This window comes from Cohnella lubricantis (assembly GCF_014212015.1).
GTDB classification, from domain to species: domain Bacteria; phylum Bacillota; class Bacilli; order Paenibacillales; family Paenibacillaceae; genus Cohnella; species Cohnella lubricantis.
Genome location: NZ_JACJVN010000028.1, coordinates 1 through 26,071 on the forward strand (window position 1 = coordinate 1; position 26,071 = coordinate 26,071).

The 26,071-nt window shown below is 60.7% G+C and carries 22 protein-coding genes; all 22 read right to left on the minus strand.

Features of this window, described 5'->3' with window-relative positions; translation table 11 throughout:
• Positions 1 to 814: XdhC family protein (locus H4Q31_RS07385; RefSeq protein WP_185178435.1), on the minus strand; the 814-nt coding region annotated here is incomplete at its 3' end.
• A gap of 121 nt (positions 815 to 935) precedes the next feature.
• Positions 936 to 2,261 (minus strand): 5'-deoxyadenosine deaminase, encoded by a 1,326-nt coding sequence (locus H4Q31_RS07390; RefSeq protein ID WP_185178436.1) that lies wholly within the window; start codon positions 2,259 to 2,261, stop codon positions 936 to 938.
• Positions 2,262 to 2,305: 44 nt separating this feature from the next.
• The gene (locus tag H4Q31_RS07395) at positions 2,306 to 3,910 is read right to left on the minus strand and encodes a PucR family transcriptional regulator (RefSeq protein WP_185178437.1); all 1,605 of its coding nucleotides are present in this window, start codon (positions 3,908 to 3,910) and stop codon (positions 2,306 to 2,308) included.
• 192 nt (positions 3,911 to 4,102) lie between these two features.
• On the minus strand, positions 4,103 to 5,338 hold the full coding sequence (locus H4Q31_RS07400) for an amidohydrolase family protein (RefSeq protein WP_185178438.1): 1,236 nt from the start codon (positions 5,336 to 5,338) through the stop codon (positions 4,103 to 4,105).
• Between the two features lie 62 nt (positions 5,339 to 5,400).
• Positions 5,401 to 6,123, minus strand: coding sequence for a maleate cis-trans isomerase family protein (locus tag H4Q31_RS07405; RefSeq protein ID WP_185178439.1), 723 nt, complete (start codon positions 6,121 to 6,123; stop codon positions 5,401 to 5,403).
• 8 nt (positions 6,124 to 6,131) lie between these two features.
• A complete protein-coding gene (locus H4Q31_RS07410; protein WP_185178440.1) occupies positions 6,132 to 7,502 on the minus strand; it encodes a RidA family protein in 1,371 nt (456 codons plus the stop codon).
• Positions 7,503 to 7,520: 18 nt separating this feature from the next.
• A complete protein-coding gene (locus H4Q31_RS07415) occupies positions 7,521 to 8,330 on the minus strand; it encodes an alpha/beta fold hydrolase (RefSeq protein ID WP_185178441.1) in 810 nt (269 codons plus the stop codon).
• 8 nt (positions 8,331 to 8,338) lie between these two features.
• On the minus strand, positions 8,339 to 9,550 hold the full coding sequence (locus H4Q31_RS07420) for an aromatic ring-hydroxylating oxygenase subunit alpha (RefSeq protein WP_185178442.1): 1,212 nt from the start codon (positions 9,548 to 9,550) through the stop codon (positions 8,339 to 8,341).
• 92 nt (positions 9,551 to 9,642) lie between these two features.
• The gene (locus H4Q31_RS07425; protein WP_185178443.1) at positions 9,643 to 10,980 is read right to left on the minus strand and encodes an amidohydrolase; all 1,338 of its coding nucleotides are present in this window, start codon (positions 10,978 to 10,980) and stop codon (positions 9,643 to 9,645) included.
• 18 nt (positions 10,981 to 10,998) lie between these two features.
• The gene (locus tag H4Q31_RS07430) at positions 10,999 to 11,733 is read right to left on the minus strand and encodes an SDR family NAD(P)-dependent oxidoreductase (RefSeq protein ID WP_185178444.1); all 735 of its coding nucleotides are present in this window, start codon (positions 11,731 to 11,733) and stop codon (positions 10,999 to 11,001) included.
• Between the two features lie 4 nt (positions 11,734 to 11,737).
• Complete coding sequence (locus tag H4Q31_RS07435; protein ID WP_185178445.1) at positions 11,738 to 12,655, minus strand: hypothetical protein; 918 nt, start codon at positions 12,653 to 12,655, stop codon at positions 11,738 to 11,740.
• Between the two features lie 15 nt (positions 12,656 to 12,670).
• Complete coding sequence (locus H4Q31_RS07440; RefSeq protein WP_185178446.1) at positions 12,671 to 14,098, minus strand: 8-oxoguanine deaminase; 1,428 nt, start codon at positions 14,096 to 14,098, stop codon at positions 12,671 to 12,673.
• A gap of 43 nt (positions 14,099 to 14,141) precedes the next feature.
• Positions 14,142 to 14,690: a chromate transporter gene (locus tag H4Q31_RS07445; RefSeq protein WP_185178447.1), complete on the minus strand. Its 549-nt coding sequence runs from the start codon at positions 14,688 to 14,690 to the stop codon at positions 14,142 to 14,144.
• Positions 14,691 to 15,012: 322 nt separating this feature from the next.
• The gene (locus H4Q31_RS07450) at positions 15,013 to 16,497 is read right to left on the minus strand and encodes a DHA2 family efflux MFS transporter permease subunit (protein WP_281064864.1); all 1,485 of its coding nucleotides are present in this window, start codon (positions 16,495 to 16,497) and stop codon (positions 15,013 to 15,015) included.
• Positions 16,498 to 16,539: 42 nt separating this feature from the next.
• The gene (locus tag H4Q31_RS07455) at positions 16,540 to 16,980 is read right to left on the minus strand and encodes a MarR family winged helix-turn-helix transcriptional regulator (protein ID WP_185178449.1); all 441 of its coding nucleotides are present in this window, start codon (positions 16,978 to 16,980) and stop codon (positions 16,540 to 16,542) included.
• Positions 16,981 to 17,146: 166 nt separating this feature from the next.
• On the minus strand, positions 17,147 to 18,151 hold the full coding sequence (gene ftsY, locus H4Q31_RS07460) for a signal recognition particle-docking protein FtsY (protein WP_185178450.1): 1,005 nt from the start codon (positions 18,149 to 18,151) through the stop codon (positions 17,147 to 17,149).
• Positions 18,152 to 18,212: 61 nt separating this feature from the next.
• The gene (smc, locus tag H4Q31_RS07465) at positions 18,213 to 21,782 is read right to left on the minus strand and encodes a chromosome segregation protein SMC (protein ID WP_185178451.1); all 3,570 of its coding nucleotides are present in this window, start codon (positions 21,780 to 21,782) and stop codon (positions 18,213 to 18,215) included.
• 3 nt (positions 21,783 to 21,785) lie between these two features.
• Positions 21,786 to 22,526 (minus strand): ribonuclease III, encoded by a 741-nt coding sequence (gene rnc / locus H4Q31_RS07470; RefSeq protein ID WP_185178452.1) that lies wholly within the window; start codon positions 22,524 to 22,526, stop codon positions 21,786 to 21,788.
• A gap of 121 nt (positions 22,527 to 22,647) precedes the next feature.
• Positions 22,648 to 23,889: a beta-ketoacyl-ACP synthase II gene (gene fabF, locus H4Q31_RS07475; protein ID WP_185178453.1), complete on the minus strand. Its 1,242-nt coding sequence runs from the start codon at positions 23,887 to 23,889 to the stop codon at positions 22,648 to 22,650.
• A gap of 79 nt (positions 23,890 to 23,968) precedes the next feature.
• On the minus strand, positions 23,969 to 24,202 hold the full coding sequence (acpP, locus tag H4Q31_RS07480) for an acyl carrier protein (RefSeq protein WP_185178454.1): 234 nt from the start codon (positions 24,200 to 24,202) through the stop codon (positions 23,969 to 23,971).
• Positions 24,203 to 24,308: 106 nt separating this feature from the next.
• Positions 24,309 to 25,061 carry a 3-oxoacyl-[acyl-carrier-protein] reductase gene (fabG, locus tag H4Q31_RS07485; protein WP_185178455.1) on the minus strand — a complete coding sequence of 251 codons (753 nt, stop codon included), beginning with the start codon at positions 25,059 to 25,061 and terminating at the stop codon, positions 24,309 to 24,311.
• A gap of 26 nt (positions 25,062 to 25,087) precedes the next feature.
• Positions 25,088 to 26,017, minus strand: coding sequence for an ACP S-malonyltransferase (gene fabD / locus H4Q31_RS07490; RefSeq protein ID WP_185178456.1), 930 nt, complete (start codon positions 26,015 to 26,017; stop codon positions 25,088 to 25,090).
• Positions 26,018 to 26,071: the final 54 nt, after the last annotated feature.

The following is a 26,071-nucleotide window of genomic DNA, read 5'->3' on the forward strand; positions in this document are numbered from 1 at the left end:
GCAGCCGAATTCGGCTGCTGGAGCCCATGACGCCCACATACGCCGGCTTGATCGGCAGCAGCATCTCCAGCATCTCGCGGTCCTTGCGAAGCTGATGGCCGCAGACGATTACGTAGTCCGCCGAGCTCAGCCGCAGCTTCGCCGCTATCTCCGCCGCCGTGCCTGAGACGAGCTCAGCTCCGGGGAACCGATCAGCGGAGAGCAGCCCCGCGCGCCAATCGGCGACAGCCAGCCTGAAGCCGATACGGCCGGCCGCCGCGAAGATCGGATCGAGATCCTGCCCTGCGCCGAACATCACCAGCCTTGGCCGCGGTTCCAGCCGCACGGCGTAGAATGACTCTGTCGCATCGCCGCCTGCGCTCGAAGCACCAATCGCTGCATTGCCTCCTGCCGCCTCCAATGCATAACAGAGCGCCGGTTCCGCTCCCCGTCGGACTAACCGCACCGCTTCCCCCGCCTCCATATGCCGGTAAGCTTCCCGCAGCGTCATCCTCAACTCTCCCGCAACCGGTTCAAGCAGAATGCGAAGCTTGCCGCCGCAGCCGACGGTCTCGCCCCAGACGATATCTTCCTCCGGCTTCATATTATAATGTACGATCTCGGGCTCCCCGCTCTCCAGCACGATCGGCACCCGCTCGGAGAGGTCCGATTCGAGACAGCCCGGACTGATGCTGCCTACCTTGCCCCCGTTAACTAGCAGCAGCATCATCGCGCCGGACTTCCGGTAAGCGTGGCCCTCTACGCCGATGACCGTCGCCAACACAGCAGGCTCCTCCGATTCCGCCGTGTGCCGAAGCACATCGTAAGCGTCCATCACCTCATCTCCTCGCACCTCTAATTATTCAAAGCTGTGACCAAGTCGCCGGAGTGACCGCTATATTCGACTCACCGCCACAACTGATCCGAATCGCCTATGTCAGCACTTTCTTCCGAGCTTACGGCAACCGTTCCAGCAGCGCCCTTAGCGACCGGTCCGCCTCCCTCAGCGTCTGCTCTCGGTCGATCGTCAGCACCCGCTTGCCTGACATGACCACCTCTCCGTCAATCAGCACCGTATCGACATCGCCGCGCGTTGCGGCATAGACGACGCGTGAGTACAGGTCAGTATCATAGGAAGGGTAGACATGGAAGTCTTCCAGATCGAGCAGCTGCAGATCGGCCAATTTGCCGACTTCGACGCTGCCGATCTCCTTCTCCATGCCGAGCACCTCGGCGCCGCCCATCGTCGCCATGCGCAGCACAGTGCGCGCATCCATGGCTGTCGGACCATGCTGTACCTTCTGCATGAAGGCGGTCAACCGCATCTCCTGATACATATCCAGATTGTTGTTGCACGGCGCGCCGTCGGCCCCGATACCGACCGGAATGCCGCGAGCCAGCAGATCCGGAATCTCCGCCATGCCCGAAGCGAGCTTCATGTTGGAGCCAGGGCAATGCGTCACCTTGACGCCGCGCTCCCGAATGATCCGCTTCTCCTCTTCATCCAGCCAGATGCTATGCGCCAGAATGAGATTCGGCCGCGCAAGTCCGATATGGTCGAGATAGACGACGTTGCGCATCCCCCGCTCTGCTTCGACGATCGCAATCTCGTCCCGATTCTCCGAAGCGTGCGTATGCACGCGAACGCCGTACTGTGCTGACAAATCCCGAACGCCGACAAGCAGCTCTTCGGTGCACGAGACGACGAACCGCGGGCAGAACGCGTACTGAATCCGCCCGCCGGCGGCGCCGTTCCACTTCTCCAACAGGTCCACGCTCATCTGCAGCGATTCCTCGGTCTTCTCCTGAAGCGGCTTTGGCACCTCGGTGCCATGATCCATCATCACCTTGCCCGAGACCGCCCGCAGGCCGCCTGCCTTGATGGCTTCGAAGGCGGACTCGGTATGGTGCACCGTCTCCATATCGAGAATCGTCGTCGTTCCGCTCCGAATCAGCTCGCCGATGCCTAGCAGCGCAGAATAATAGACGGAATCCGCCGAATGGACCGCTTCAAGCGGCCATATCCGCCGGCGCAGCCAGTCGATGAGCTCGAGGTCGTCCGCCCGTCCGCGGAACAACGTCTGGCACAGATGTATGTGAGTCTGCACGAAGCCGGGCAGCAGCGCCTTCCCGCCCGCGTCAATCACACTCTCGGACTCGTCTGCGAGTCCAGGTCCGATCTTAACGATCCGGTTGCCTTCGATCAGCACGTCTCCCGCCAAGATCTCGGAATTCGAATTCATCGTTAGAATGATGGCGTTGCGTATCAATGTAGCGGCCATAAGCGCGCACCTCCTGGCGGAAAATTCAGACAAATCTGTCGTGACTAAACCTTTCGATCGGAAGAAGTTCCTTCGCGGGCGAGCATCCGCCGGAACAAGAACACCATTTTCAACCTTAACAAGTCGTTAATTCGCTTGAAGTCTACGTCCAGCAGCTCGCCAAGCTTCTCGATCCGGTAGGTCGCCGTGTTGCGGTGGATGAACAGCTTCTTCGCCGTCTCATTCAATTGGCCGTCGTTATCCAAATAAGTCTCGAGCGTTCGCATCATCTCCTGCACATACTCCGGGTCCTTGCCCATCAAGCCGCCCAGCCACCGGTCGCAATACAGCTTCATCCGCTCGCGCGGCACCTGTTCGAAAATATACGCGAGGTCCAGCATCTCATACCTGGCGATTCGTCCGCTCATTCCCCAATCCCGCGACAGCCGGCTCGCTTCCTTGCATTCGCCGAACGCTTCCGCCAGCTTCTCCGGCGCGCGTTTCCGGTCGCTGATCGACGCCTTGTAAGCATCGACCCCGCCCTGCTTCATTCCTGCCAAGCACGCTTCCAACGCCGTGACGAGCACGTCGCCGCCATCATCGCCCGCATTCGGGAAGACCGAGAGCAAACCGTCGTCGAGCACGATATGAAGCCCTTTGAGCTCCTGAAGCTTCGAGTGGGAGAGGAATTCCGATTTGAGGCGATCCAGGTTCCCGGCGGCATCTCCGTCCGCAGGAGACGCCAGCTCCGTCCAGACGCATCGATACGGCTGATCGAGCAGGTCGATCTCCCATTTGCCCGCATACTCCATAACCGTCGCGATATCAAGGCCGTTCTTCAGATGACGCTTAATGAGTAATCCGAGATCTTTCTGGACCGACAGCTCGAAGTAATCTTCATAATTAAAATTCAAATGGAAGGACAGAAGCTCCGCCGCTTGGAAATAAAGGCTTTCTTCGATCGGCGACAGCATCACGCGAGGGGTGAAGAAGAGCAGGAAGCCCGTGCACTGTTCCTGCTTCATGAGCGGCACGCGGAACGCTTGCCAAGCCGGCGTCTTGACCCAGTTGTGCCGCTGCGTCCATGGCCATCCGGCCTGCAGGTCGGCGTCCGGTACGCCCGAGGAGTTGTAGACCATCTGGCCGCGGGAGCCGATGACCGCGATCGGTTCGCCGATTACCCCTTCGATCGTATCGAACAGCTGGCGCATCGGATCGGATTGCAGCGCGAACCGCATGAGCCGCACTTGCTTGTCGAGGACATCCTGCAGCATCACCGTATTGCGCTTCATCTCGGCGTTAAAGAGGCCGTTCATCTGATCGGAGAACGTGAATTGGTACGGAAGTTCAATGAGGGGAAAACCTAGTTCGTCCGCTTGCGCGATCAGCGGGTCGGGAATCGACGTCCAGAAGCGCCCCAGCTTGATCCCAAGCCCGGACGAGCCTCTATGATTCAACTTGCGCAGCAGATCAGCCGCATCCTCCGGCCGATCCTTGATCAGGTAGGCGGTCGTGAACAGCATCTCGCCTTCCTTGATCCAGTCCGTAATATCCGGAGCATCCATGACGTTGATGGACCGAATGACCCGGTGGCTGCCCGACTTCCCCGCAATCAATCTGCCTTCGGACAAGGGATAGATGGATAAAGCCTGCTCGATCGTCAATTGCACGAATACCCCTCCTTAGAACGGCCTTCTCACATAAGCAACCCGTTTTTCTTATGTTATTTTATATAACATTTTAGGAGGGTATCACCTATTTAGCAAGATGTAATGTAATATTTCATGACAATTCTTATGACTATTTTATGAAAAATACGTTTAGCGCATGATCTCTGCGGATAAATTCAGCCCATTATTGGGTCATGCCGATGCATTCGCCCGTTCACCGACAAGTTGCCCGTCTTTCCAGACAACCCGATCCCTAGGCCTGTCGTATAGGATTCCGGCTGCCGAATCCGCCCGAACGAGCGCCAGATCGGCCGTTGCCCCTTCCAATATGTCAGATTTCTTGCCGCGAATAGCCAAGGTTGCCTGCGTCGTGCACATCCCGAGCACCGTCATCACGTCCTCGCTCGTGCCCATATAGGCGGTCTGCGCAAGCAGCAATCCGATATCAAGCGGGTCGCCGGTACCGAATGGGGTGAACGCATTGCGGATATTGTTCGAGCCGAAGCACACGCTCGCCCCCTCTTCCAGCAGCAGCCGAACGGGCGTCAAGCCGCGCCGGACGCGGCATGTATCCTGTCGTCCGTTCAAGTATAGATCGGTCGCAGGAAGCGTAAAGACGTGAATTCCGGCTTCGGCAATGCCCGCCGCGATTCGCCTGGCTGCATCCAATTCGACGGAACCGAGCGAGGTGAGGTGGCCGACCGCGACGCGCCCTTGCATGCCGTATTTGCGCGTCAGCGCGATGACGTCTTGTATCGCAAGCTGCCGCGGATCGTCCGAGAAATCTAGGTGAAGGTCGACAGGCAAGCCGGACACCTCCGCCAGACGGAACAAGTAGTCCAGATGCTCGGACGAATCGCGGTCGTTATACGGAATGCCGCCGACCGCATCGGCGCCCATTCGCACCGCTCGCTCCAGCAGCTCCGCCGTTCCGGGCTGCCAGAAGATGCCCTCCTGCGGGAATGCGACCAGCTGCACGTCCATCGCGGACACATATTCGCGCTTCAGCTCAAGCGCCGATTCGAAGCTCATCAGGCCGAGGATCGGATCGATCTCGACCTGGGCGCGAAGCAGCGTAACGCCGAACGCCGAAGCCCGGTTCAGCACTTCGCGTGAGCGCGCCTTTATATCATCGGCGGTATAAGAGGATTTGAGCGCGGCGGTCATCTCAATCGCCTGCTGCAGACCCGCCGCAACGCCCGGCAGTCTGGATGAGAGGAACGCCTTGTCCAGATGAATATGCGTCTCCGCCAGACCTGGCAGAACCGCGTAGCCGTCGCCGTCGAATGTTCGAATGCTGGACGGAAGCGGCATTGTCTCCGCGATCGGGCGAATAAGAGCGATTCGGCCGCCTTGCAGGCCGATATCGACACGCTCGCCTGATCGAGGATCCAAAGCGCCGCGAATCAACCAATCCAACCGTTCCATCTGGTCTGCCCCCTTCTGATTCATCCTCCGTACTTGCGATAGATTGATCCCTCAGTTCCCGATCACCTGACCCGGAAGATGCGCCCCCAGCGGTCAGCGAGCGGCTCGGTGCCGACTCCCGTCATCCGCAGCGCCTGCCAAGCCGTGACCGATACCGAGTCCAGCACCGGAATGCCGTATTGCCTCTCCGCCGCGGCAGCAATCGCCGCGGCGTTCATATTCGTGCATACGACGGCAACGGCGTCCGGACGCGATGTGATGATTGCTTCCTCAATCATGTCCGACGCCTTCGCCGCCGGAACGTTCGCGAATTGCTCATTCACGCGAATGCCGCAGCAGAGCGAAGCGGCGCACTGAATGCCAAGCCCTTCGTATTGATTCGCGATGCGCTCGTTAACATCCGCCGTATAAGGCGTAACCAGCGCAAGCCGCTTCACGCCCAGCCTCTCATAGGCTTCCTTCAACGCTTGGGAGGAAGTCGTCGTCCGAATGCCGGTCTCCTGCTCGATCCGAGCGCATAACTCGGCGTCCCGTTCCAGACCGAGCCAGCTGCCGGAAGTGCCGTTCCAGACGAGCAGATTCACGTTCGCATCCGCCAGCAGCGATGCCGCAGCCAGCATCGGCACTTCCGCGAATTGGTCGTCCGAGCTGCCGTCCAAGGCGATCGCTGTCACCCGCAGACGCGAGAAGTGCGCAGAGACGCCTTCCGCATCCTCAAGCAGCTTCGCTGTGATCGGCTCCAGCACCGTATTGGAGGAAGGGGTCAGCATGCCGATTCTGACCATAGCGCCCCTCACCCCTCCTGCGGATCGTAGAGCACGATATCGGCGAGAATGCCGCAGCCCGGCACCCACAGCTCTCGATTAACCTCAACCGCCGTCACGGCCGGGCAATGTCCCGCTTCCGCGAACGCCTCCCGCCACGCGTCCATCGCCCCTGCGTACAGGCTCAGATCGGCGAAGTACAGCGTCGCCTTCACTATCTGCTCGATGCCGACGCCGGCCGTATCCGCAATCCGCTTCGCTTTAGCCAGTATGAACTTCATCTGCTTGTAGCCGGCGGAGCCGAAGTACGGCAGCCCCGGCGTCATCGCCGCTTCTTCCGCAAGCCCCGTCGCCGGATCAGTCGCCATCAGGCCGCTGAAGTAGATCAGGTCATCCGCCCGCATCGCCGCAGGTTCCTTGCTCTTCGGCGCCCAGCCGCCGTTGACGGGCCTCCGCAGATGCGCGGCTTCCGGCAAGAGCAAGTCCATACCGATCTCGACGCGGCAGCCCTTCGCGCCAATCTCGACGCTCGGCACAAGCGCACGCGCCGGCGCGTTCTGCGGATCGGGGAACCACTTCGCCCAGACGTCCTCGAACGCGCAATAGTCAGCCGGATCGCTTAAGTAGACATAAGCTTTGACCGCGTGCTTCAAGCTCGTGCCCGCTGCTTGCGCCACCTTCTCCAGACGTCCGAGCACGTATTCCGTCTGCTTCGCCGCCGGCTCATCACCCCAATAGAGGCCTTTCGTCCTCGCCTCCGGCGCCAACGCATGAATCCCGCCTTCATTGCCGCTCTCGCCCCAGTTGCCCTTCCAGTCCGAAGCCAAGTCGCCCGACAGGAATAGCCAATGGCCGAGCAGAACGCCCTCCGCATGTCCGGCCGCAGGCTTCGCCACGTCCGGAGCGGATACCGGCGAAGGCAGTTCGCCGTCCGGCGACCGAAGAGCCGTGAAGTCGACCTCCACCTTCGCCCCTTCCACCAGATGGCCGCGAACGCCGATGCCGGTGCTCGGCGGGCTCACATGGCGGAAGAACTTATGCTTCTCCTCCACGTAGCGCTTGTTGTTGACCGTCAGATCACCGGTCCGGTATGAGGGATCCTTCATGCCGGCGGCATACCATTGATTCGCCCGCACCACTTGATCCGGCGACAAGCCGGCCGCCTCTAGAATCGCGCTGACTCTCCCGTACAGATAGGCCGCCTGCTTGCCCATCGCATTCTGATAATATGGGAAAGCGTCCGGAACTTCCGCCTCCGCGGCGAGCCCCGTCACCAGATCGGAAGCCGACTGCCCCGAGAGGAACAGCCAGTTGCCCGCGCGTACCGCGGGACTGTACGGAATGGACGGCTTCGCCATCCCTTCCGGCCAGATTGCTTCGATGTCCAGCTTCTTCGCCATCGATAACACCTCCGTTGATTAAGACAAGGATGATAGAAAATCCAGCATTTCCCGCACGAGCCTATCTGGCGCGAGCTTATGCACCTCATGGCCGACATCCTCGAACCGCTTCACGAGCACGGACGGGTTCAAGCTGCTCAGCTCCTCCTCGTCGTCCGCTGTGATGAGCGGGGACAAGCCGGCGGTAATCAGCAGCGCCGGTATCCGCAGCATCCGGTAGTACGTATGGAACGAATCTTTGTTCATCGCCTCATATGACTGCGCGATCGCCTGCTCCGAGCATTCCGCCAGCTCCTTCGCTTTGCGGTCGTAATCGAAGCCAGCGCCTGAGTAATAGGAGCGGAACAGCGGCATGTCTCCGGCCGCGAGCGCCCGCTTCGGCTCGAGGAATCGGGCGAGCGGCATCGGGAACGGCCGCCGGCCCGGACCCGAGATCGGCGGATCGATCAAGACGACGCCGCAAGCCAGCTCCGGATAGAGCGCCGCGAACGCGCAAGCCGCGCGCCCTCCCATCGAGTGGCCGACCAGCAGCGGCTTATCGGCATGGCCGGAGAAGTGATTCCACACGGTAACCAGGTCCTCTGTGTATTCCCTAACACCGTAGCCGCTCTCCGGCTTATCGGACGCGCCGCGGCCTCGCCAATCGAGGCTGAGCGCGTACAAGTCTTCCGGCAGCGCGCGCAGGATCGGCTCGAACGCCATCGCATTCTCCGTAATGCCGTGCAAGAACAGCACCGGCCTCCCCTGCGGATTGCCGGAGACCAGCAGCCGAAGCCGAAGCTCAGGGCCTTCCAGCATCAGCTCTCGAATCTCGCGGGTGTCCTTCATTGGCAGCCTCACACGGGATCAACCAGCTCGAGATCGACGCCGGCCGTCTTCGCATAATCGAAGTAGCGTTTCGCCAGCCATTTATTCAGCTGCGGCAATGTCCGCTCCAGCGCAGCATAGCGGCCTCTGCGAGACAATCGGGATGTAAGCCCCTTCTGCAGCGAAGCGTTCGCCGCGAGGTCCTGCTCGTTAATGAGCTGGATGCTGTCGTTCGCCAGCTTGTAACGCTCTTCGAAGTCGGGCAGCGAGACTGTCTCCGGCGGGTACAGCAGGCCGGAGCGGAACAGAATGCGGCCCGGGCCTTGCGGCAGAATGATGTTCCAGAACACCTGGTCCGGCATGAGGCCGAGCGTCAGCATCGGCGGAACGGCGGCGATCGTCATCTTCTGGCGCTGCTCGAGCGTCAGCGTCGAGATCGCCGGGAAGTTCGCCATCATGTCCGGAGAGAAGCCGGCATCGACATGGGTGAAGCCCGTCGGGTGCATGATTTGGCCGTCGTTCTCGTCGAAGTCGATAAAGCCGGCAAGCTGGCTTGGCGCGAAGTCGTGCGGTCCTTTGTGCAAATAATTCGTATGATAAGGCTCGAGCGACGACTCGATCATGATTTTCCAATTCCATTCGCAGCCCTCGATATCGACGAACGGCATCGCCACCAGATCGTTCACGCGGTAATTGGCCATCTCCTCGTTGAGCTTCGTCAGCGTCGGCGCCAGCGGAGGCGCATCGGGATCGAAGTGGCAGAAGATGAAGCCGTTCCAGATCTCAACCTTGAGGCTCGGCAGGCTGTGGTCATGGCGGAGAATGTCGAAAGGCTCGATGCGAATCATCTCCGGCGCGGAGATGAGCTCGCCGTCCAACCCGTAAGTCCACCAGTGCAGCGGGCAGCGGAAGTTCTTGCAGTTGCCCGATCCTTCGGCCACGATATGGCCGCGATGCTGGCAGACGGCGGAGATGACGTGAATATTCATCTTCTTGTCGCGGGTCACGATAAGCGGATCGTCGTTGATCTGGATCGTATAATAGTCGCCGGGGTTCGGAATTTGCTCCTGACGGCCGACGCACAGCCAATTGCGGGCGAAGACCGCTTCCTTCTCGAAGTCGAAGAACGCTTGCGACGTATAGACCTCGGCCGGCATGGAACGCGCTTCCTTAGTCTCCAGCAAGGAAGGCCCGAGCTGATTCAAGATCGTTATGACTTCTTCGGTTGGTTTGTAGGCCATTGGTAGTTCCTCCCCTTGGTTGTGTTGGCGAAGCTTTGACGCTTCCGTCCTATCCCGTTCCGAAAATCTCGCTGCGGCCAGACCAAGCCCGGTCAGGCCGGAATGAACGGCTCGCGCAGCGCGAAGAGCTTCTCCGCCGCATCCTGCGCCTCCAGCCGGATCTGCTCCGCATCCGCCGTCAGCAGCTTGCGGTCCTTCATCAGCGGATGCCCTTCCACGAACACGTGGCTGACGTCCGAGCCCGAAGCGGCATAGACGAGATTGCTCACGGCGTTGCTATACTTGCCGCGCATTATTGGCGTCAGATGATGCTTGCGGAAGTCGACGACGATCAGATCCGCCTTCTTGCCGATCTCCAGCGACCCGATCTCCTCATCCAAGCCAAGCGCCTTCGCGCCGTCAATCGTCGCCATGCGAAGCGCCGTCTCGGCCGGAATGGCCGTCGCGTCCAGCAGCCTCGCCTTCTGCAGCAGCGGCACGAACTTCAGCTCCTCGAGCATGTCAAGGTTGTTGTTCTCCTTGACGCCATCCGTGCCGATGCCGACGTTCACGCCGAGATCGAGCAGCTCCTTGATCGGCGCGATGCCGGAAGCGAGCTTCAGGTTGCTGACCGGGCAATGCGCGACGGACGTGCCCGTCTTGGCCAGCAGCTCCATCTCTTCCGGCTGCAGCCAGACGCAGTGAGCCAGCACTGTCTTCGGGCCAAGGATGCCGCGGTCGCAGAACAGCTCGACCGGCCATCTGCCGGTCTCCTGATGCAGCCTTGCGGCCATCTCCCGCGATTCTTCGCCATGCGTATGAATGCCGGTGCCGTACTTCTCAGCAAGCGCCGCCGCTTGACGGTACGCCCCTTCGGTGCAGTAAGTGAGATGCTCCAGCGCGAACCACACCTGAATACGGCCGCCGGCCGCGCCGCTAAATTCGCGAACGAGCCGCTCGTTCTTCTCCAGCGACTCGAAGTAGTCCATGCCCGGCTTGTCGACGACGTACGGCGCCAGCGTCGCGCGAAGGCCGAGCTGGTCCGCCGCCTCCGCGCAGCGGTGCATGAAGCGGTACATATCCATGACGCACGTCGTGCCGGACAGGATGCCTTCGGCGTAGCTCAGCCGCGCCGCCGCATAAGCGAGTTCTTCCGTGAGCGCCCGGTGCTTCGGGTCGACGTACTTCGCCAGCCATTCGAATACAGGCAGATCTTCTGCCGTACCGCGAATGAGGCCGGAGTGCAAATGCAGGTTGACAAGGCCCGGAAGCACGGCCTGCCCTGCCGCGTCGAGCCGCTCGGCGTTCGGGTATCTCTCGTTCAGCGCGGCGGCTTCGCCTAAGTCAGCGATTCGGCCGCGCTCGATGAACACGGCCCCGTCTTCGATGACCTCGTTCCTCTCGTTGACAGTAAGCACCGTGCCGCCCGTTACCAGCAATCCATCAGACATCGCGATCCGTCCTCCTTCTTAATGAACCGTATAGCCGCCGTCCGCCATCATCGCGCTGCCCGTTACGAACGACGCCGCCGGACTGCTGAGGAACAGGATGCATTCGGCGATCTCTTCCGGATGGCCGAGCCTGCCCATCGGGTGCATGCCGATCAGATCGCCCAGCGTCCCCTGCGGCCCTCGCCCTCCTTCGAACTGCCTGCGAAGCAGCGGCGTATCGATCGCGCCCGGGCAGACGCAGTTGACGCGCACGCAATCCTTCGCCGTCTCCAGCGCCAGGCTGCGGGTGAAGTTCACGACGGCTGCCTTGGAAGCGGTATAGGCGGTGAACAGCGAAGAGCCGACGAACGCCAGCTGAGAAGCGGTGTTGACGATGTTGCCGCGGGATGCCTTCAGGCGAGGCAACGCCGCTTGGCAGCAGAGGAACACGCTTTTCACATTGACGTCCATCACTCGGTCCCAGCCCGCTTCCGTTGAATCCTCCAGCGAAGCGACGTATTCGACGCCGGCGTTGTTCACCAGCACGTCGAGCGTGTCCCACAGCTCCCACAGCCGGCTGAACGCCGCTTGAACCTGCTCGGATTCGGTCAGGTCGACGGGAATCTCGATCCGCTTGTCCGCCAGCCGTTCTTCCTTGAACGAGATGTCGAAGACTGCCACCTCCGCCCCTGCCCTACGGTACGCTTCGGCCGCCGCCGCTCCGATGCCGGAGCCGCCGCCGGTAATGAGCACTCTCTTGCCTTCGAAATTCATGCCGTCAGCTCCCCTCTTCGTCTGCGAATCGCAACTTATGCCATGTCGAGCGGCAGGGCGGCCCGCTCGTGTAGGCCATCTCTCCCGCGCTGACGTTCCAGAGCAGCCCGCTCACCGTGTCGTGCGGCACCGCAGCGTTCGAGCGGCCGTACGGAACGCCATGCGCGCAGATGCTGCCCAGCTCCTCGCCGCCATCGGACGGACCGTGCGAAGCGAGCAGCCGCCGGAGCGCCTCCAGCGCTTGTTCCTCCGGCATCGGCCGCCCCGCCAGTCCGGCAAGCGCCTCTTCCGCTGTTCGCAGCCGGAGCTCCCGGTCGCGCACGATCTCTTCCCGCTGGCTGCGCTGCTCGGCCGGGAACAGCCCGAACGACTGATTGCTTCTCGCCGCCCAGCCCGCCTGCGAAGCGTCCTGCCACGCCATCTCGCCAAAGGCATGCTCGAATGCGTACAGCCGGCCTTCGCGATCCGCCAGCAGGTGACTGCCTCCTGTCGTCGGCCCGTCCTCCGCCCGGTAACGTTCCGCCAGAAGGGCGAGTGCATCAGCCGCACTGTCGCAGCGGGCCAGCGCTTCCGCCTGCGTCTTCCCGCGGATGTCGCCGTGCCAATAGCCGTCCGGCTCCTTCGCCTGTTCCGGCGCTTCGAAGCCGAAGAAGGAGCTGATGACGAGCAGCCCTCGCTCGTTTAATCCGGCGTTGACGCCGGTCTGCGGCAGCAGCCCGAACGCAAGCGAAGCGTAGCCGCCGCTGCCGGCGACTGCTCCTCCCCGGCTTTGTACGCCGCTTTCGCCGACGCCGCCGCCGCCGACGCTCGTTCCCGTCCGGCCGTGCCAATAGCCGACCGGCGGGTTATCCGCATTCTTGAAGCCGAAGATGCGAAGCTCCCCCTCCAGATTCCGGCAGGCGACGATCCCGATCGTACACATCGCAGCGCCTCCCTCTTAGAAATTCGGATACCGCCGATCGCTCCGCATGCGGCTGTAGTCAATCTTCGTGCGCAGCGAAGCTTCGTTCACCAGCCGGTTCGAGGCCGCTTGGCCCGCGATCGCCAGCTTCTCCTCGTCGACGTTCACGAGCCTGCCGTCTTTGACGACCACCTTGCCGCCGACGATTGTCATGTCGACGGTTTGGGTCAAGCCTGTCAGCACCGGCAGCGCCATATCGTCGTGCAGCGCCCCCGCGAAGCCAAGCTGGCGCGTGTCGATCAGGAACAGATCGGCGGCTTTCCCAACCTCGAGCGAACCGATGTCGTCCTCCCAGCCGAGCACGCGAGCGGAACCGCGCGTAGCGATACTCAGGCAATCGGCCGCGCCGATCGCCGTCGTGCCGTGCGTCAGATTGTGCAGCAGATGAGCGACGCGGACCTCCATCAGCATGTTCGAACCGTCGTTCGACGCGGAGCCGTCAACGCCCATGCCGACTTTGACGCCGGCCTCCAGCATCTTGACCAGCGGCATAACGCCGGAACCCATCTTCATATTGCTCGTCGGGCAGTGCGCGACGCCGCAGCTGTGCGTGTGCAGATGCTTGATCTCATGGTCGTCGAAGTAGATGCCGTGCGCGTACCAGACGTCGTCCCCGACCCAGCCGGTGCTCTCCATGAATTCAAGCGGGCGCATGCCGAGCTTCTCCAAGCAGAAGGCGTCCTCGTCCTTCGTCTCGGCGAGGTGCGTATGCATCCGGACGCCGTAGCTGCGGGCCAGATCGGCGGATTCGCGCAGCAGATCCGCCGTGATCGAGAACGGGGAGCAAGGCGCGACGCCGACGCGCAGCATCGAGAACCTGCGCGGATCGTGATAGGTCTCGATCAATCGCCTTGAATCGCGCAGAATGGTCTCTTCGTCCTGGCACACTTCGTCCGGCGGCAGGCCGCCCTTCGAGCGTCCAAGGCTCATCGAGCCGCGCGTCGGGAAGAAGCGGATGCCGAGCTCCGCCGCGGCCCGGATCTCCTCGTCGATCATCTCGCCGGATACGCCGTTCGGGAAGCAGTAGAAGTGATCGGCCGCCGTCGTGCAGCCGGTCTTCAGCAGCTCGCCCAATCCCACCATCGCGCTGACGTAGATGTCCTCCGGCCGCAGATGCCGCCAAATCTCGTACAGGGTGATGAGCCAATCGAACAGCTCGGTCTTCTGCGCGAACGGAATATTCCGCGTCAAATTCTGATAGAGATGATGATGCGTATTGATCAGGCCCGGATAGACGATCTTGTGGCGGGCGTCGATGACCGTATCCGCCGTCTCATAGGGCAGGTCGTACCCAATTGCGACGATCTCCTGGCCGACCGCGTATAAGCTGCCTCCCGGATACTGCCGGCGCTCGCCGTCCATCGTGATGATATTTCTCGCATTCCGGATTAACAACGTCCCCATGCTGTTCTCCTCCTCTTATCCGTCTACCCTCTGACGTGCCGCTTCACGAGCTTCTCATGAACACCCCGCCGACGACCAGCGCCAGAAGGATGCCCCACACCGCGTTCACCTGATAGAACTGAACCATGATGAAGAAGACAGCGGCCAGCAGCAGCGGCAGGAACGGAAGCGGACCGGCCATCGGTTGGAAAGCGTATTTGACGAAGTCCCATGCCAGCATCGCCAGCATGACGAAGATGACCGGCTGCACGCCTCGGATCATCCCTTTGATGACCGGATTGCCGGACAGCTTCATCATGACGCCAGCAAGCGCGATCATCACGAGCGCCGTAGGCAGGACAACCGCGACCAGGGCGACAGCCGCTCCGGCCCAACCCGCCACCTTAAAGCCGATGTAGGCGGCCAGCTTCGTCGCGATCGGCCCCGGGAACGCGTTGCCGAAGGCGAGCGCGCGGCCGAAGTCTTCCGAATCAAGCCATTGATACCGGCTGACGACCTGATGCTCATAGAGCGGGATAATGGCAGGGCCGCCTCCATATCCGAGCAAGGTGGCGATGCCGAATGCTTTGAACAGATTCCACAATGTCAGCATTCCGTCTGTGATCCCGCCTTTCCCGTAATCTTGAGCCTTATTGTAGGAGCTTCGATGGATGCGGTTCAATGCTGGAAATGATTTTTTGTTAGTATTTATAACATACATTTGGGTTTTTGGGTGCCGCGCACGAGTTCTCTGTTTATATTTGTAAGTTAATATGACATTGAACAAACGAAGAGAAGCCTCCCTCGCACGCCGTGACCAGCGGTGAAGGAGGCTGTCTTCGATAGGTTATCGAAACGCCAAGAGTAATCGAAAGCTGTAGTAAGCTATGGGGTGCCAGGAACTGCCGCTTCAACTTAATGAAGCTGCGCTTACCTTACGCTTCCGCAGAAGCCTGAGCGCTTGCTTGCGAGTTGCCTTGCGTCTCGACATCAGCCTTGAAGTCCTTCTGAGGCTTCGTCTTCTTGATGAAGAAGGCAAGCACGAGCGCGGCAATCGTCAGCCAGAACGCATACAGGAACGCGTGGTTGATGCCGCTAACCGTCGCTTCGTTGGTGATCTTGATCATTTGATCGGCGTTAGCCGGATCCTTCGGATCGATCTGGGCAGATACAACCATCTCCGTCACGAGCTCTTTGGTCTTGTTGGACATGACCGTTACGAGCCATGCGGTGCCGAGTGCGCCGCCGACCGTACGCAGCGTCTGCGACATCGCCGAGCCGTGCGGATTAAGCCGCTGCGGCAGCTGGTTGAGGCCGGCCGTCTGGATCGGCATCATCAGCATGGACATGCCGAACATGCGAAGCGTGTAAATGATAACCATATGCGTATAAGTCGTATCGACCGTCAACTGGCCGAATTCCCAAGTCGTCGCGGCGGTGATGACGAGACCGACGACCGCCAGCCAGCGCGCGCCGATCTTGTCGAAGATCGCGCCGGTTACCGGCGACATGATGCCCATCAGAATCGCGCCAGGCAGCAGAGCCAGGCCGGACTTGATCGGCGACAGGCCGAGAATGTTCTGCATGTAGACCGGAACGAGAATCATGCCGGCATACATCGCCATCGTGATCAGGATGTTAACGACCGTCGTGAGCGAATACATATCGTATTTGAACACGCGGAATTCGAGCAGCGGTTCTTGCTTGTTGAGCAATTCCTTCATGACGAAGAGAATAAGCGCTACAGCGCCGACAATCAGGCTGACGTACACTTCAGTGCTGTTCCAGCCGTTGTTGCCCGCTTCGCTGAAGCCGTACAGCAAGCCGCCGAAGCCAAGCGTGGACAGAATAACGCCGAGCGAATTCAGCTTCGGCTTCGCGGTCTCCGAGACGTTCTTCATGAAGATCATGCCGAAGACGAGCGCCAGAAGCGCGAATGGAGCAATGATATAGAACAGAACGTGCCACGAATGATGCTCGACGATCCAGCCGGACAACGTCGGGCCGACTGCTGGCGCGAAGATCATGGCGACGCCCATCATGCCCATCGCCTTGCCCCGTTCCTCAACTTTGAAGATCGTCAGAACAACGATCGACATGAGCGGCATCATGATGCCAGCGCCGGCCGCCTGAATGATCCGGCCGACCATCAGAACTGTGAAGCTCTCCGCGAAGGCGCAGAACACCGTGCCGATTAAGAACAGCAGCATTGCCGTTATGAATAATTGCCTTGTCGTGAACCGGCGTACCAGATACGCGCTTAGCGGAATCAGTACCCCGTTGACCAGCATGAAGCCGGTCGTCAGCCATTGGGCCGTGTTCGTCGTAATACCTAAGTCGTCCATGATGCTTGGCAATGCGACGTTGAGGAGCGTCTGGTTCAAGATTGTAACGAACGCACCGATAATAATGGCCGCCATGATGGGGCCTCTCTTTAAGTTTGCTAAAGCCTGGCTCATTCCTTACCCTCTCTCCACTTCTAATAATTTCTGTACGATAAGTTGATGAATGCGAATCATCTCGCTTACATCCTCTTCCTTCAAATCCAGCAGCGGCGCAATCCGATCCATGGAGGTATCGCTCGCCCTTCTGAGCAGCTCCTCTCCTTTCTCCGTCAGCATTAAAGTAATGGAGCGCCGGTCGGTCTCTAACCGTTCCCGCTTGATTGTTCCCAACTTCACCAGCCTGTCAACGATGCCGCTTGCCGCGCTGCTGCCGATATGAATAGATTCTGCAAGCTGAGATAACCGAACGCGCGGCTTCTCATGCAGCGTCTTCAACACAAAATACTGGATCGGCGTCAGTCCAAGAACTTCCGCTTCCTTCCAGATGGCATGGTGAAATGTTTGGTTGACCTCGCGAAACGACCTGAAAATCCGGGTGACTTGCTCTCTGTCCGCCATTCGCGGCCTCCATCCTTAACTACTCGAAAGGTTACATGCAAATATTTCGCATACGAAATATATTAGTGTTTAGGTATTCTCATGTCAACACCCAAAATGGCCGCCTTCGTCCGATCGAAGGCGGCCATTCTCTCGATTATTCAAACATTCTATTGCTCATCGCAGCTTAAGCGCCGCCTTCCTCCGAAGCATCGGCTTCGCTCGCCAGACCGGCGAACAGCGCGTGCACGAATTGCTCGGCGTCGAATTGCTGCAGGTCGTCCATGCCTTCGCCCAGACCGACGAACTTCACCGGCAGCGACAGCTCATGCCTGATGGCAATGACGATACCGCCTTTGGCCGTGCCGTCGAGCTTCGTCAGCACGAGCCCGCTCACGCCGCTCTTCTCGCCGAACAGCTTCGCCTGCTGCAGCGCATTCTGGCCGGTTGCCGCGTCCAGCACAAGGAGCGTCTCGTGGGGCGCGCCTGGAATCTCCCGCTGGATGACGCGATGGATCTTCGACAGCTCCTCCATCAGGTTCGCCTTGTTCTGCAAGCGTCCGGCCGTATCGCACAGCAGGACGTCCACTCCGCGGCGCTTCGCTTCCTGAACGGCGTCGAACATGACGGCCGCCGGGTCGGAGCCCGCGTTCTGGCGAATGACATCCACGCCTACGCGCTGTCCCCATACTTCAAGCTGCTCGATCGCGCCGGCGCGGAACGTATCGCCCGCCGCCATCAGAACCGATTTGCCTTGCTGCTTGAACCGCCAAGCCAGCTTGCCGATCGTCGTCGTCTTGCCGACACCGTTCACGCCGACGAATAGAATGACCGTAATGCCGCTCGGTTGAACGTTAAGCTCGACCGATTCGCCGGAGCCCTTCAGCAATCCGACCAGCTTCTCGGACAGAATCGGCTGAAGCTCGGACGGGTCCTCGATCCGGCTCTTCTTCACTTCCGCCCGCAGCTCGTCGATAAGCTCCATCACCGTGTTCACGCCGACATCCGCGCCGATCAGAATCTCCTCCAGCTCCTCGAAGAACGCTTCATCGATCTTCTTGCGGCGGGAGAACAGATCGGCCACTTGCCCGACGAACACGTCGCGGGTCTTGGCCAGCCCGTCGCGGAATTTGGTCGTCACCGCCTCCGCCTTGGAGGCGATGCTTTCCTTTAATCTTTTGAAGAAGCTCATGCTTATAATTCCTCCAAACCAAACGAGATGTCTTCATCCCGTTGCTCTATCGTACCTTATCTTACGCCGTCGCGATCATCTCTTCGCCTTCCTCGAGGCGGACGGAGACGAGCTTCGAGACGCCGCCTTCCTCCATCGTCACCCCGTACAGCCGGTCCGCTTCCTCCATCGTTCCTTTGCGATGGGTAACGACGATGAACTGCGTCAACTCCGAGAACTCGCGCATGTAATGCGCGTAACGCGCCACGTTCGCCTCGTCCAGCGCGGCCTCGACTTCGTCAAGAACGCAGAACGGCACGGGCTTAACATTCAGAATAGCGAACAGCAGCGCGATCGCCGTCAGTGCCCGCTCGCCGCCGGAGAGCAGCTGCAGGTTCTGCAGCTTCTTGCCCGGAGGCTGCGCGACGATATCGATGCCTGTCTCAAGCGGCTTGTCCGGCTCGCTCAAGATCAGGTCGGCGCGTCCGCCGCCGAACAAGCGGGAGAACACGACGACGAAGTGCTTGCGAATCTCGTCGAACGTCGAGCGGAATCGCTTGGACATCTCGTCGTCCATCTCACGGATAATCTCGTGCAGCTTCGACTTCGCGTCCATCAGGTCATTCTTCTGCGTGGACAAATACTCGAACCTCTCGCTCACGCGCTTGAACTCCTCGATGGCGCCGAGGTTGACATCGCCCAGCAGCGTAATCTTCCGCTTCAGCTCCCGAACCTCGTTCTGCGCCGCCGGCACGTCCTCCGGAACCGGATACTTCGTCTTCGCCCACTCGAAGCCGATCTCGTATTCTTCGCTCAGCTTGCGCAGCAGGTTATCGAGCTCGACGTCCATTCGGTTGGAGGAGATGTCCGCTTGGCGGAGCTGATCCTCGACCAGCTTCAGACGGGCCCGCTGCTCCTTCGTCTCGTTCTCCTTCAGCTCCAGCTGCTTCAGCCGCTCAGCCCGATCGGAGCGCTTAAATTCGATATTCGCGGTAAAATCTTGCTTCTGCAGCCGCAGCTCGTTCAGCCGCTCGCGCTGGCTGACCATCTCGCTCTCCGTCCGCTCGAACTCGGCCGCATTCTGCGCCAGCGCATCCGTCAGTTGGCTGCGCTCGGCCACGAGCCGAGCACGCTCCGCCTTGTGGCGGGCTTCCTGCTCGCCGATCGCCTGCCGGTCCTGCTCGAGCCGCGCCGTCGCCACCTTAAGCTCGGTGAGCGATGCCTGCAGCTCTTCCTTGGCCGTCTGGCTCCTGCGGCGAAGCTCCTCTGCTTCGCGGATCTGATCCTGCAGCCGCTTCTCTTCCTGCGCCAGCTGCGCCAATCTCGCTTCCGCTTCTTCGCGCGCCGCGTTCAGCTTCGCCGTCTCATCGCCGATGATCGCCGACTCGCCGGCCAGCGCCGCCTGCAGCTCGCCATGCTGCTTCTCCTCGTTCTTCAGCTGCTGCAGCTCGGTGTTCGCCTGCTGCTCGCTTAACCGCTCGCGCTCGCCTCGCTCGCGCAGCTGGTCGATATTCTGGCTGACCTGCGCCAGCTCCTTCTTCAGATCGTCGACGAGATCGCGCGAAGCCGACCGAGCCTGCTCAGCGGCGGCAATGTCGCGGTCCAGCTCCTCGAGCTGACGCTGCCGCCCGAGCAGATTGGAAGACTTCTTCTGCAGGCTGCCGCCAGTCATCGAGCCGCCCGGATTGACGACGTCGCCCTCAAGGGTAACGACGCGGTAGCGGTATTGCAGCCTTGAAGCGATCTTGTTCGCCTGCTCCAGCTTCTCGGCGATCAGCACGTTGCCGAGCAAGCTGCCAACGATGCCCGCGTAGCGAGCCTCGAACTTGACGAGTTCGGACGCGACGCCGACGAAGCCTTCGGCTTCGTTCACGATTCGCCGGTCGCCGTCGCCAAGCGTCCGCGGCCGAATGACGTCAAGCGGCAGGAACGTCGCGCGTCCCGATTGCCGCTGCTTCAAATAAGCGATGGCGGCGCGGGAGGTCGTCTCGTTCTCCATGACGATATTCTGCAGCGCTCCGCCGAGCGCAGTCTCGATCGCCGTCTCGAGGTGAGCCGGCACGCCGACCAGCTCGGCGACGGCGCCGTGCACGCCGTGCAGCTGGCCGCGCTTCGCCGCCTTCAGCACTTCACGGACGCCGTGCTGGAAGCCGTCGTAATCATTCTGCAGCTCCTTGATCGTGTCGCGCCGAGACACAAGCGCTTCGCGCCGCTGCTCCGCTCTGCGGGCTTCCGCCTGCGCTTCCTCGAGACGCTTCTGCAGCTCCGAGGATCTTGCTCCTGCCGCGATGTACAAGTCGCGCGCCTCGACAACCGCGGCCGTACATGCAGCGAGCCGCGCTTCCAGCTCTTCGCGCCGCGCAGACAGCGCGTCGAGCTGCTCCTGCCACTTCGCGCGCTCACCCTCGGCGCGGCCGATTCGCTTCTCGAGCACGTCGCGCTGCGTCTCGCAGTAGCGAATGTCGTTGCGCGCCTGCGCCATCGCGTTCATCGTATCAAACAGCTCCGCCTTGAGACGCTCCTCCGCATCGCCGTCGCCTTCCGCGAAGCTGAGCTTCGTCTCTTCGGAAGCGACGCGTTCGCGCATCTCCGCCAGCTCGCGATCGAGCTGCTCGCGGCGGGTTCCGAGCGCCTCGCCTTCCGCTTCGGCTTCGGCCAGACGCTGCTCGGCCTGCGCCAAGCTTGCGGCGAGGCCCTCTCGGCTGCGCTCCAGATTGGCGCGCCGTTCAGTGAGCAGCTCGCCGTAGCCTTCGCTTTTCTCCGTCTCCTCGCTTGTCCGCAGCAGGTCGTCCTGCAGCCTCTCGAGCGTCTCCTCGAGGCGAAGCAGCGATTGCCGGTCCTCCTCGAGCATCGCGTCGTGGCGGATCACTTCCGTCGACAGCGCGAGCTCCTCTTCCTTGAGCTTGGCCAGCTTCTCGTTCGTCTCCGCCCAAGTGGCGTGAACGGTCTCGATCTGATGGACGTAGAGCGAGATCTCCTTCGACTTCAGCTCTTCCTTCAGCGTCTTGAACTTCTCGGCCTTCTCCGCTTGCTCCCGCAGCGGCTCGACCTGTCCCTCCAGTTCAACGACCAGATCGTTAATTCGAAGCAGATTCGCCTCGGTGTCCTCGAGCTTGCGCTGGGCTTCCTTCTTGCGCGACTTGTATTTGACGATGCCGGACGCTTCCTCGAAGATGCCGCGCCGGTCCTCCGAGCGCGTACTTAGAATCTCCTCGATTCGGCCCTGACCGATGATCGAATAGGCTTCCTTGCCGATACCGGTGTCCATGAACAGCTCCGTGATGTCCTTCAAGCGGCATGGCTGCTTATTGATTAAGTATTCGCTCTCGCCGCTGCGGTGAACCCGCCGGGTAACCGTCACTTCCGTAAAATCAAGCGGCAGCGACTTGTCGGTATTGTCGAACGTAATGGACACTTCACCGAAGTTCACGGCTTTGCGCGCGTCGCTTCCCGCGAAAATGACGTCCTGCATGTTGCCCCCGCGCAAGCTCTTGGCGCTTTGCTCCCCGAGCACCCAGCGAATGCCGTCGGAGATGTTGCTCTTGCCGCTGCCGTTCGGTCCGACAACCGCCGTAATGCCGCGCCCGAACTCCAGCGCCGTGCGGTCCGCGAACGATTTGAAGCCGGCCAATTCGATTCCTTTCAAATACATCGGTTATCCGTCACCCCTTGCATTCTTTGGGTTGTCCGCTTTGCCCGGCAAGCCGTTCTCCTGCAGCTGCCAGAGCGCGCGCGACGCCGCCTGCTGCTCCGCTTCCTTCTTGGAACGGCCGACGCCTTCGCCGAGCGGCTGCTCGCCGACCGACACGATGACGACGAATTCCCGGTCGTGAGCCGGGCCTCTCTCCTCTACCGTTCGATATTCCAACTGCCCCAGGCTCCATTGCTGGACTCGTTCCTGAAGCTCGGTCTTATGATCCTTAAGCGGCAAGCGGCTCTCCTTCGGCAGATGGGCGAACAGATGCTTATCCAGGAATGTCCGTACGACATTCAAGCCTTGATCGAGGTACAGAGCGCCGACGAACGCCTCGAAGGCGTCCGCCAGCAGCGAAGGACGGGTCCGCCCTCCGGTCAACTCCTCCCCTTTGCCCAGCAGCACGACCTGACCGAAATCGAGCGCCTCGGCAAAACGGACGAGCGAAGGTTCGCAAACGATGCTCGCCCGCAGACGCGTCAGCTCCCCTTCCGGACGATCGGGATACATCCGGTACAGCACTTCGGATACGGTCAGTTGAAGCACGGCATCGCCGAGAAACTCCAAACGCTCATTGTGCTCGGTACGGGCGCCTCGATGCTCGTTGACATAGGACGTATGCGTGAAAGCCTGCCGCAGCAGCGAGCCGTCGCGGAACTTGATGCCCAGCCTGTCCTGCAATCGGCTGAATGGATCGCTCATCTAGATGCTCCTCCAGATAGATTCGGCGCGAGGCCGGAATCCGATTAATAAATAATGCCTTCGAACAGCTAAATCGAAAAACGCAGGCGGCTAGCGCCGCCTGCGTCAAACGATCGCGCCCTTAGGCTTCGTATTTGCGCATGATTACCGTAGCATTATGGCCGCCGAATCCGAACGAATTCGAGAGCGCGACCTTAATGCCGGCCTTCCTCGCCGTATTCGGTACGTAATCAAGATCCAGCTCGGGATCCTGATTGTCCAAATTGATCGTCGGCGGCAGAATGCCATTCTCCAGCGCAAGGCCGAGAATAACCGCCTCTACGCCGCCGGCTGCGCCCAGCATATGGCCGGTCATCGACTTCGTCGAGCTGACGGCCAGCTTGTAGGCGTGGTCGCCGAACGTCGCCTTAATCGCCGTCGTCTCGGACTTGTCGCCGACAGGTGTAGACGTGCCGTGCGCGTTAATGTACTCGATCGCTTGCGGTTCTACGCCAGCGTCTTTGATTGCTCGCTGCATGCAGCGGGCTGCGCCTTCCGGATCTGGCTCGGTCATATGGTGAGCGTCTCCGCTCATGCCGTAGCCAATCACTTCGGCATAGATGTGCGCGCCGCGTGCCTGCGCGTGCTCAAGCGACTCAAGCACGAGTACGCCGGAGCCTTCGCCCATGACGAATCCGTCACGATCGACGTCGAACGGACGGCTCGCCTTCTCCGGCTCCTCATTGCGCGTGCTCATCGCGCGCATATTGCAGAATCCGGCTACGGCGATCGGCCGGATCGTTGCTTCCGCTCCGCCGCAAATCATGACGTCGGCGTCGCCGCGTTGAATGATCTTGTACGAATCGCCGATCGAATGAGTGCCGGTTGCGCAAGCGGTAACCGTCGTCGTATTCGGGCCTTTGGCGCCGGTCGAGATCGAGATTTGGCCGCTGGCCATGTTGGCGATCATCATCGGAATGAAGAACGGGCTGACGCGGCGCGGGCCCTTCTCCATCAGAATCGTATGCTGATCTTCCCACGTGCCGAGACCGCCGATGCCGGAGCCGACGCTGACGCCGACCCGGTCCGCTTCGACATTCTCGCCGATCTGCAGCTTTGAATCCTTCATGGCATTCAAGCTGGCCGCGAGCGCGAATTGAACGAAGCGGTCCATCCGGCGGGCTTCCTTCTTATCGATACCGAATTCCTCGGGATTGAAATTCTTCACTTCCGCCGCTATCTTCGTCGGATAATCGGCCGTATCGAATGCTTCGATATAGCTAACGCCGGACTTGCCGGCGAGCAGGTTATTCCAGAAAGCTTGAACATCGTTACCGAGTGAGGAGACAACCCCCATGCCGGTAACCACGACGCGCTGTTTCAACCGTTGTTCACCTCTTCAGCTACTTAAAAAAGCTCCGAATGTGGAGAAGTCCCGTTACTGGAACGGGACCTTTGGATCATTAGGCATGAGATTGTATGTAATTTACGACTTCTCCCACCGTTGTGATCTTCTCTGCATCCTCATCGGAGATCTCCAGATCGAATTCATCTTCAAGCTCCATCACGAGTTCGACGACGTCGAGAGAGTCAGCGCCCAAGTCATCCTTGAAATTCGCTTCGTTGGTAACTTCTGCCTCTTCCACTCCCAGGCGTTCGACCACGATGCGCTTTACGCGATCAAATACATCGGACATCCGGTTCACCTCCCTTTTGTATTATACGTGAATCATGGACAAAAAGCCATAGCGTAAACGTTCTCTTCCAGCGGCCGCCAACAGGTTGCCCGCTTGGAAGACAGCGTCACATGTACATGCCGCCGTCTACGTGAAGCGTCTGTCCGGTCATGTAAGCGGCCGCTTCGGAAGCCAGGTAGACGACAGCGTTCGCCACGTCTTCCGGCCGACCCATCCGGCCGAGCGGCACTTGGCCGAGGATGCCTTCGCGAATGTCCGCGGACAGCTTGTCCGTCATATCGGTCTCGATGTAGCCCGGCGCTACGGCGTTAACCGTAATGCTGCGCGAAGCCAGCTCGCGTGCGGCCGACTTGGTCAGGCCGATCACTCCCGCTTTGGAAGCGACATAATTCGCCTGACCCGGATTGCCTAACACGCCGACAACCGAAGAGATGTTGATGATGCGCCCGGAACGCTGCTTCATCATCGGGCGGGTAACCGCCTTGATGCCGTTGAACACGCCCTTGAGATTCGTCTCGATCACGTCGTCGAATTCTTCTTCCTTCATCCGCATGATTAGATTGTCTCGCGTAATGCCGGCGTTATTCACCAGTATATCCAGTTTGCCGAACGTTTCCAGCGTCTTTTGAACCATTGCTTCGAATTCAGCAGATTTGCCTACGTTCGCCCGCACCAGAATCGCCTTGCGTCCCAGCGCTTCGATCGCTTGAGCCGTCTGCGCGGCAGCCGCTTCGCTGCCGGCATAGTTCACCGCTACGTCCGCTCCCGCCTTCGCCAGCGCAATCGCGATGGCGCGGCCGATGCCGCGGGAGGCGCCGGTGACGAGCGCCGCTTTGCCTGTCAGATCCAATTGAGCCATGGACTGCACTCTCCTTTATCGCAGAATCAAGCCAATTCCGCCTCGGCGATCGCCGCCGCGCTGTTAATCGACACGACGCGAACCGTCTTGTCGATCTTCTTGATCAGCCCGGCGAGCACAGTGCCGGAGCCGATCTCGACGAAGGTGTCCACGCCTTCGCCGATCAGGAACTTCACCGTGTCCTCCCATAGGACGGGAGACACGACCTGCTTCACGAGCAGCTCGCGCAGTGCGGCGCCGGACGTGACCGGCGCAGCGCTCACGTTGACGACGACCGGCACGGCCGCGTCGCGGAACTCCGCCTTCGCCAGCTCATGCGCCAGCTTGTCGGCGGCCGGCTGCATGAGCGAGGAATGGAACGGGCCGCTGACGTCCAGCGGGATGACCCGCTTGGCGCCGGCTTCCTTTCCTCGCTCCACCACGGCGGCGACGCCCGCCGCAGTCCCGGACACGACGATCTGTCCGGGGCAGTTCACGTTGGCGAGCTCGACGAGGCCGGCCGAGGCGGAGACGTCGCGGCACAGCGCCTCGAGCGACTCGCGCTCAGCGCCGAGTGCCGCGGCCATGCCGCCTTGGCCGCTAGGCACGGCTTGTTCCATGAACAAGCCGCGCGAGCGAACGAGGCGAACCGCGTCGTCGAACGCGAGCACGCCCGCCGCGACAAGCGCGCTGTATTCGCCGAGGCTGTGCCCGGCGACATAATCGGGTGTTACGCCGCGCTGCTTGAACGCTTCCAGCAGCGCGATGCTCGTCGCCAGCAGCGCCGGCTGCGTGTTCGCCGTCTGGCGCAGCTGCTCGTCCGGGCCTTGGAATGCCAGGCCCGACACCGAGAAGCCGAGCGCCCGATCCGCTCGGTCGAAGATGTCGCGGGACGCGGGGTACTGCTCATAGGCGTCCTGTCCCATTCCGACGGCCTGCGCTCCTTGGCCGGGGAATACAAATGCGATTTTGCCCATCGGTTATCCCTCCACCTTGAATTTATACTTCTAGGCGAGCAGAAGGGCCTCCTG

Coding starts and splice junctions, on each gene's coding strand:
- H4Q31_RS07425 (WP_185178443.1), bottom strand. CDS start 10,980: ATGTCTGATGGATTGCTGGTAACGGGCGGCACGGTGCTTACTGTCAAC.
- H4Q31_RS07415 (WP_185178441.1), bottom strand. CDS start 8,330: ATGAAGGACACCCGCGAGATTCGAGAGCTGATGCTGGAAGGCCCTGAG.
- H4Q31_RS07450 (WP_281064864.1), bottom strand. CDS start 16,497: ATGGCGGCCATTATTATCGGTGCGTTCGTTACAATCTTGAACCAGACG.
- H4Q31_RS07435 (WP_185178445.1), bottom strand. CDS start 12,655: ATGTGTACGATCGGGATCGTCGCCTGCCGGAATCTGGAGGGGGAGCTT.
- H4Q31_RS07400 (WP_185178438.1), bottom strand. CDS start 5,338: ATGGAACGGTTGGATTGGTTGATTCGCGGCGCTTTGGATCCTCGATCA.
- H4Q31_RS07445 (WP_185178447.1), bottom strand. CDS start 14,690: ATGCTGACATTGTGGAATCTGTTCAAAGCATTCGGCATCGCCACCTTG.
- H4Q31_RS07440 (WP_185178446.1), bottom strand. CDS start 14,098: ATGGGGACGTTGTTAATCCGGAATGCGAGAAATATCATCACGATGGAC.
- H4Q31_RS07405 (WP_185178439.1), bottom strand. CDS start 6,123: ATGGTCAGAATCGGCATGCTGACCCCTTCCTCCAATACGGTGCTGGAG.
- fabG (WP_185178455.1), bottom strand. CDS start 25,061: ATGGCTCAATTGGATCTGACAGGCAAAGCGGCGCTCGTCACCGGCGCC.
- H4Q31_RS07390 (WP_185178436.1), bottom strand. CDS start 2,261: ATGGCCGCTACATTGATACGCAACGCCATCATTCTAACGATGAATTCG.
- H4Q31_RS07455 (WP_185178449.1), bottom strand. CDS start 16,980: ATGGCGGACAGAGAGCAAGTCACCCGGATTTTCAGGTCGTTTCGCGAG.
- H4Q31_RS07430 (WP_185178444.1), bottom strand. CDS start 11,733: ATGAATTTCGAAGGCAAGAGAGTGCTCATTACCGGCGGCGGCTCCGGC.
- smc (WP_185178451.1), bottom strand. CDS start 21,782: ATGTATTTGAAAGGAATCGAATTGGCCGGCTTCAAATCGTTCGCGGAC.
- fabD (WP_185178456.1), bottom strand. CDS start 26,017: ATGGGCAAAATCGCATTTGTATTCCCCGGCCAAGGAGCGCAGGCCGTC.
- ftsY (WP_185178450.1), bottom strand. CDS start 18,151: ATGAGCTTCTTCAAAAGATTAAAGGAAAGCATCGCCTCCAAGGCGGAG.
- H4Q31_RS07420 (WP_185178442.1), bottom strand. CDS start 9,550: ATGGCCTACAAACCAACCGAAGAAGTCATAACGATCTTGAATCAGCTC.
- rnc (WP_185178452.1), bottom strand. CDS start 22,526: ATGAGCGATCCATTCAGCCGATTGCAGGACAGGCTGGGCATCAAGTTC.
- acpP (WP_185178454.1), bottom strand. CDS start 24,202: ATGTCCGATGTATTTGATCGCGTAAAGCGCATCGTGGTCGAACGCCTG.
- H4Q31_RS07410 (WP_185178440.1), bottom strand. CDS start 7,502: ATGGCGAAGAAGCTGGACATCGAAGCAATCTGGCCGGAAGGGATGGCG.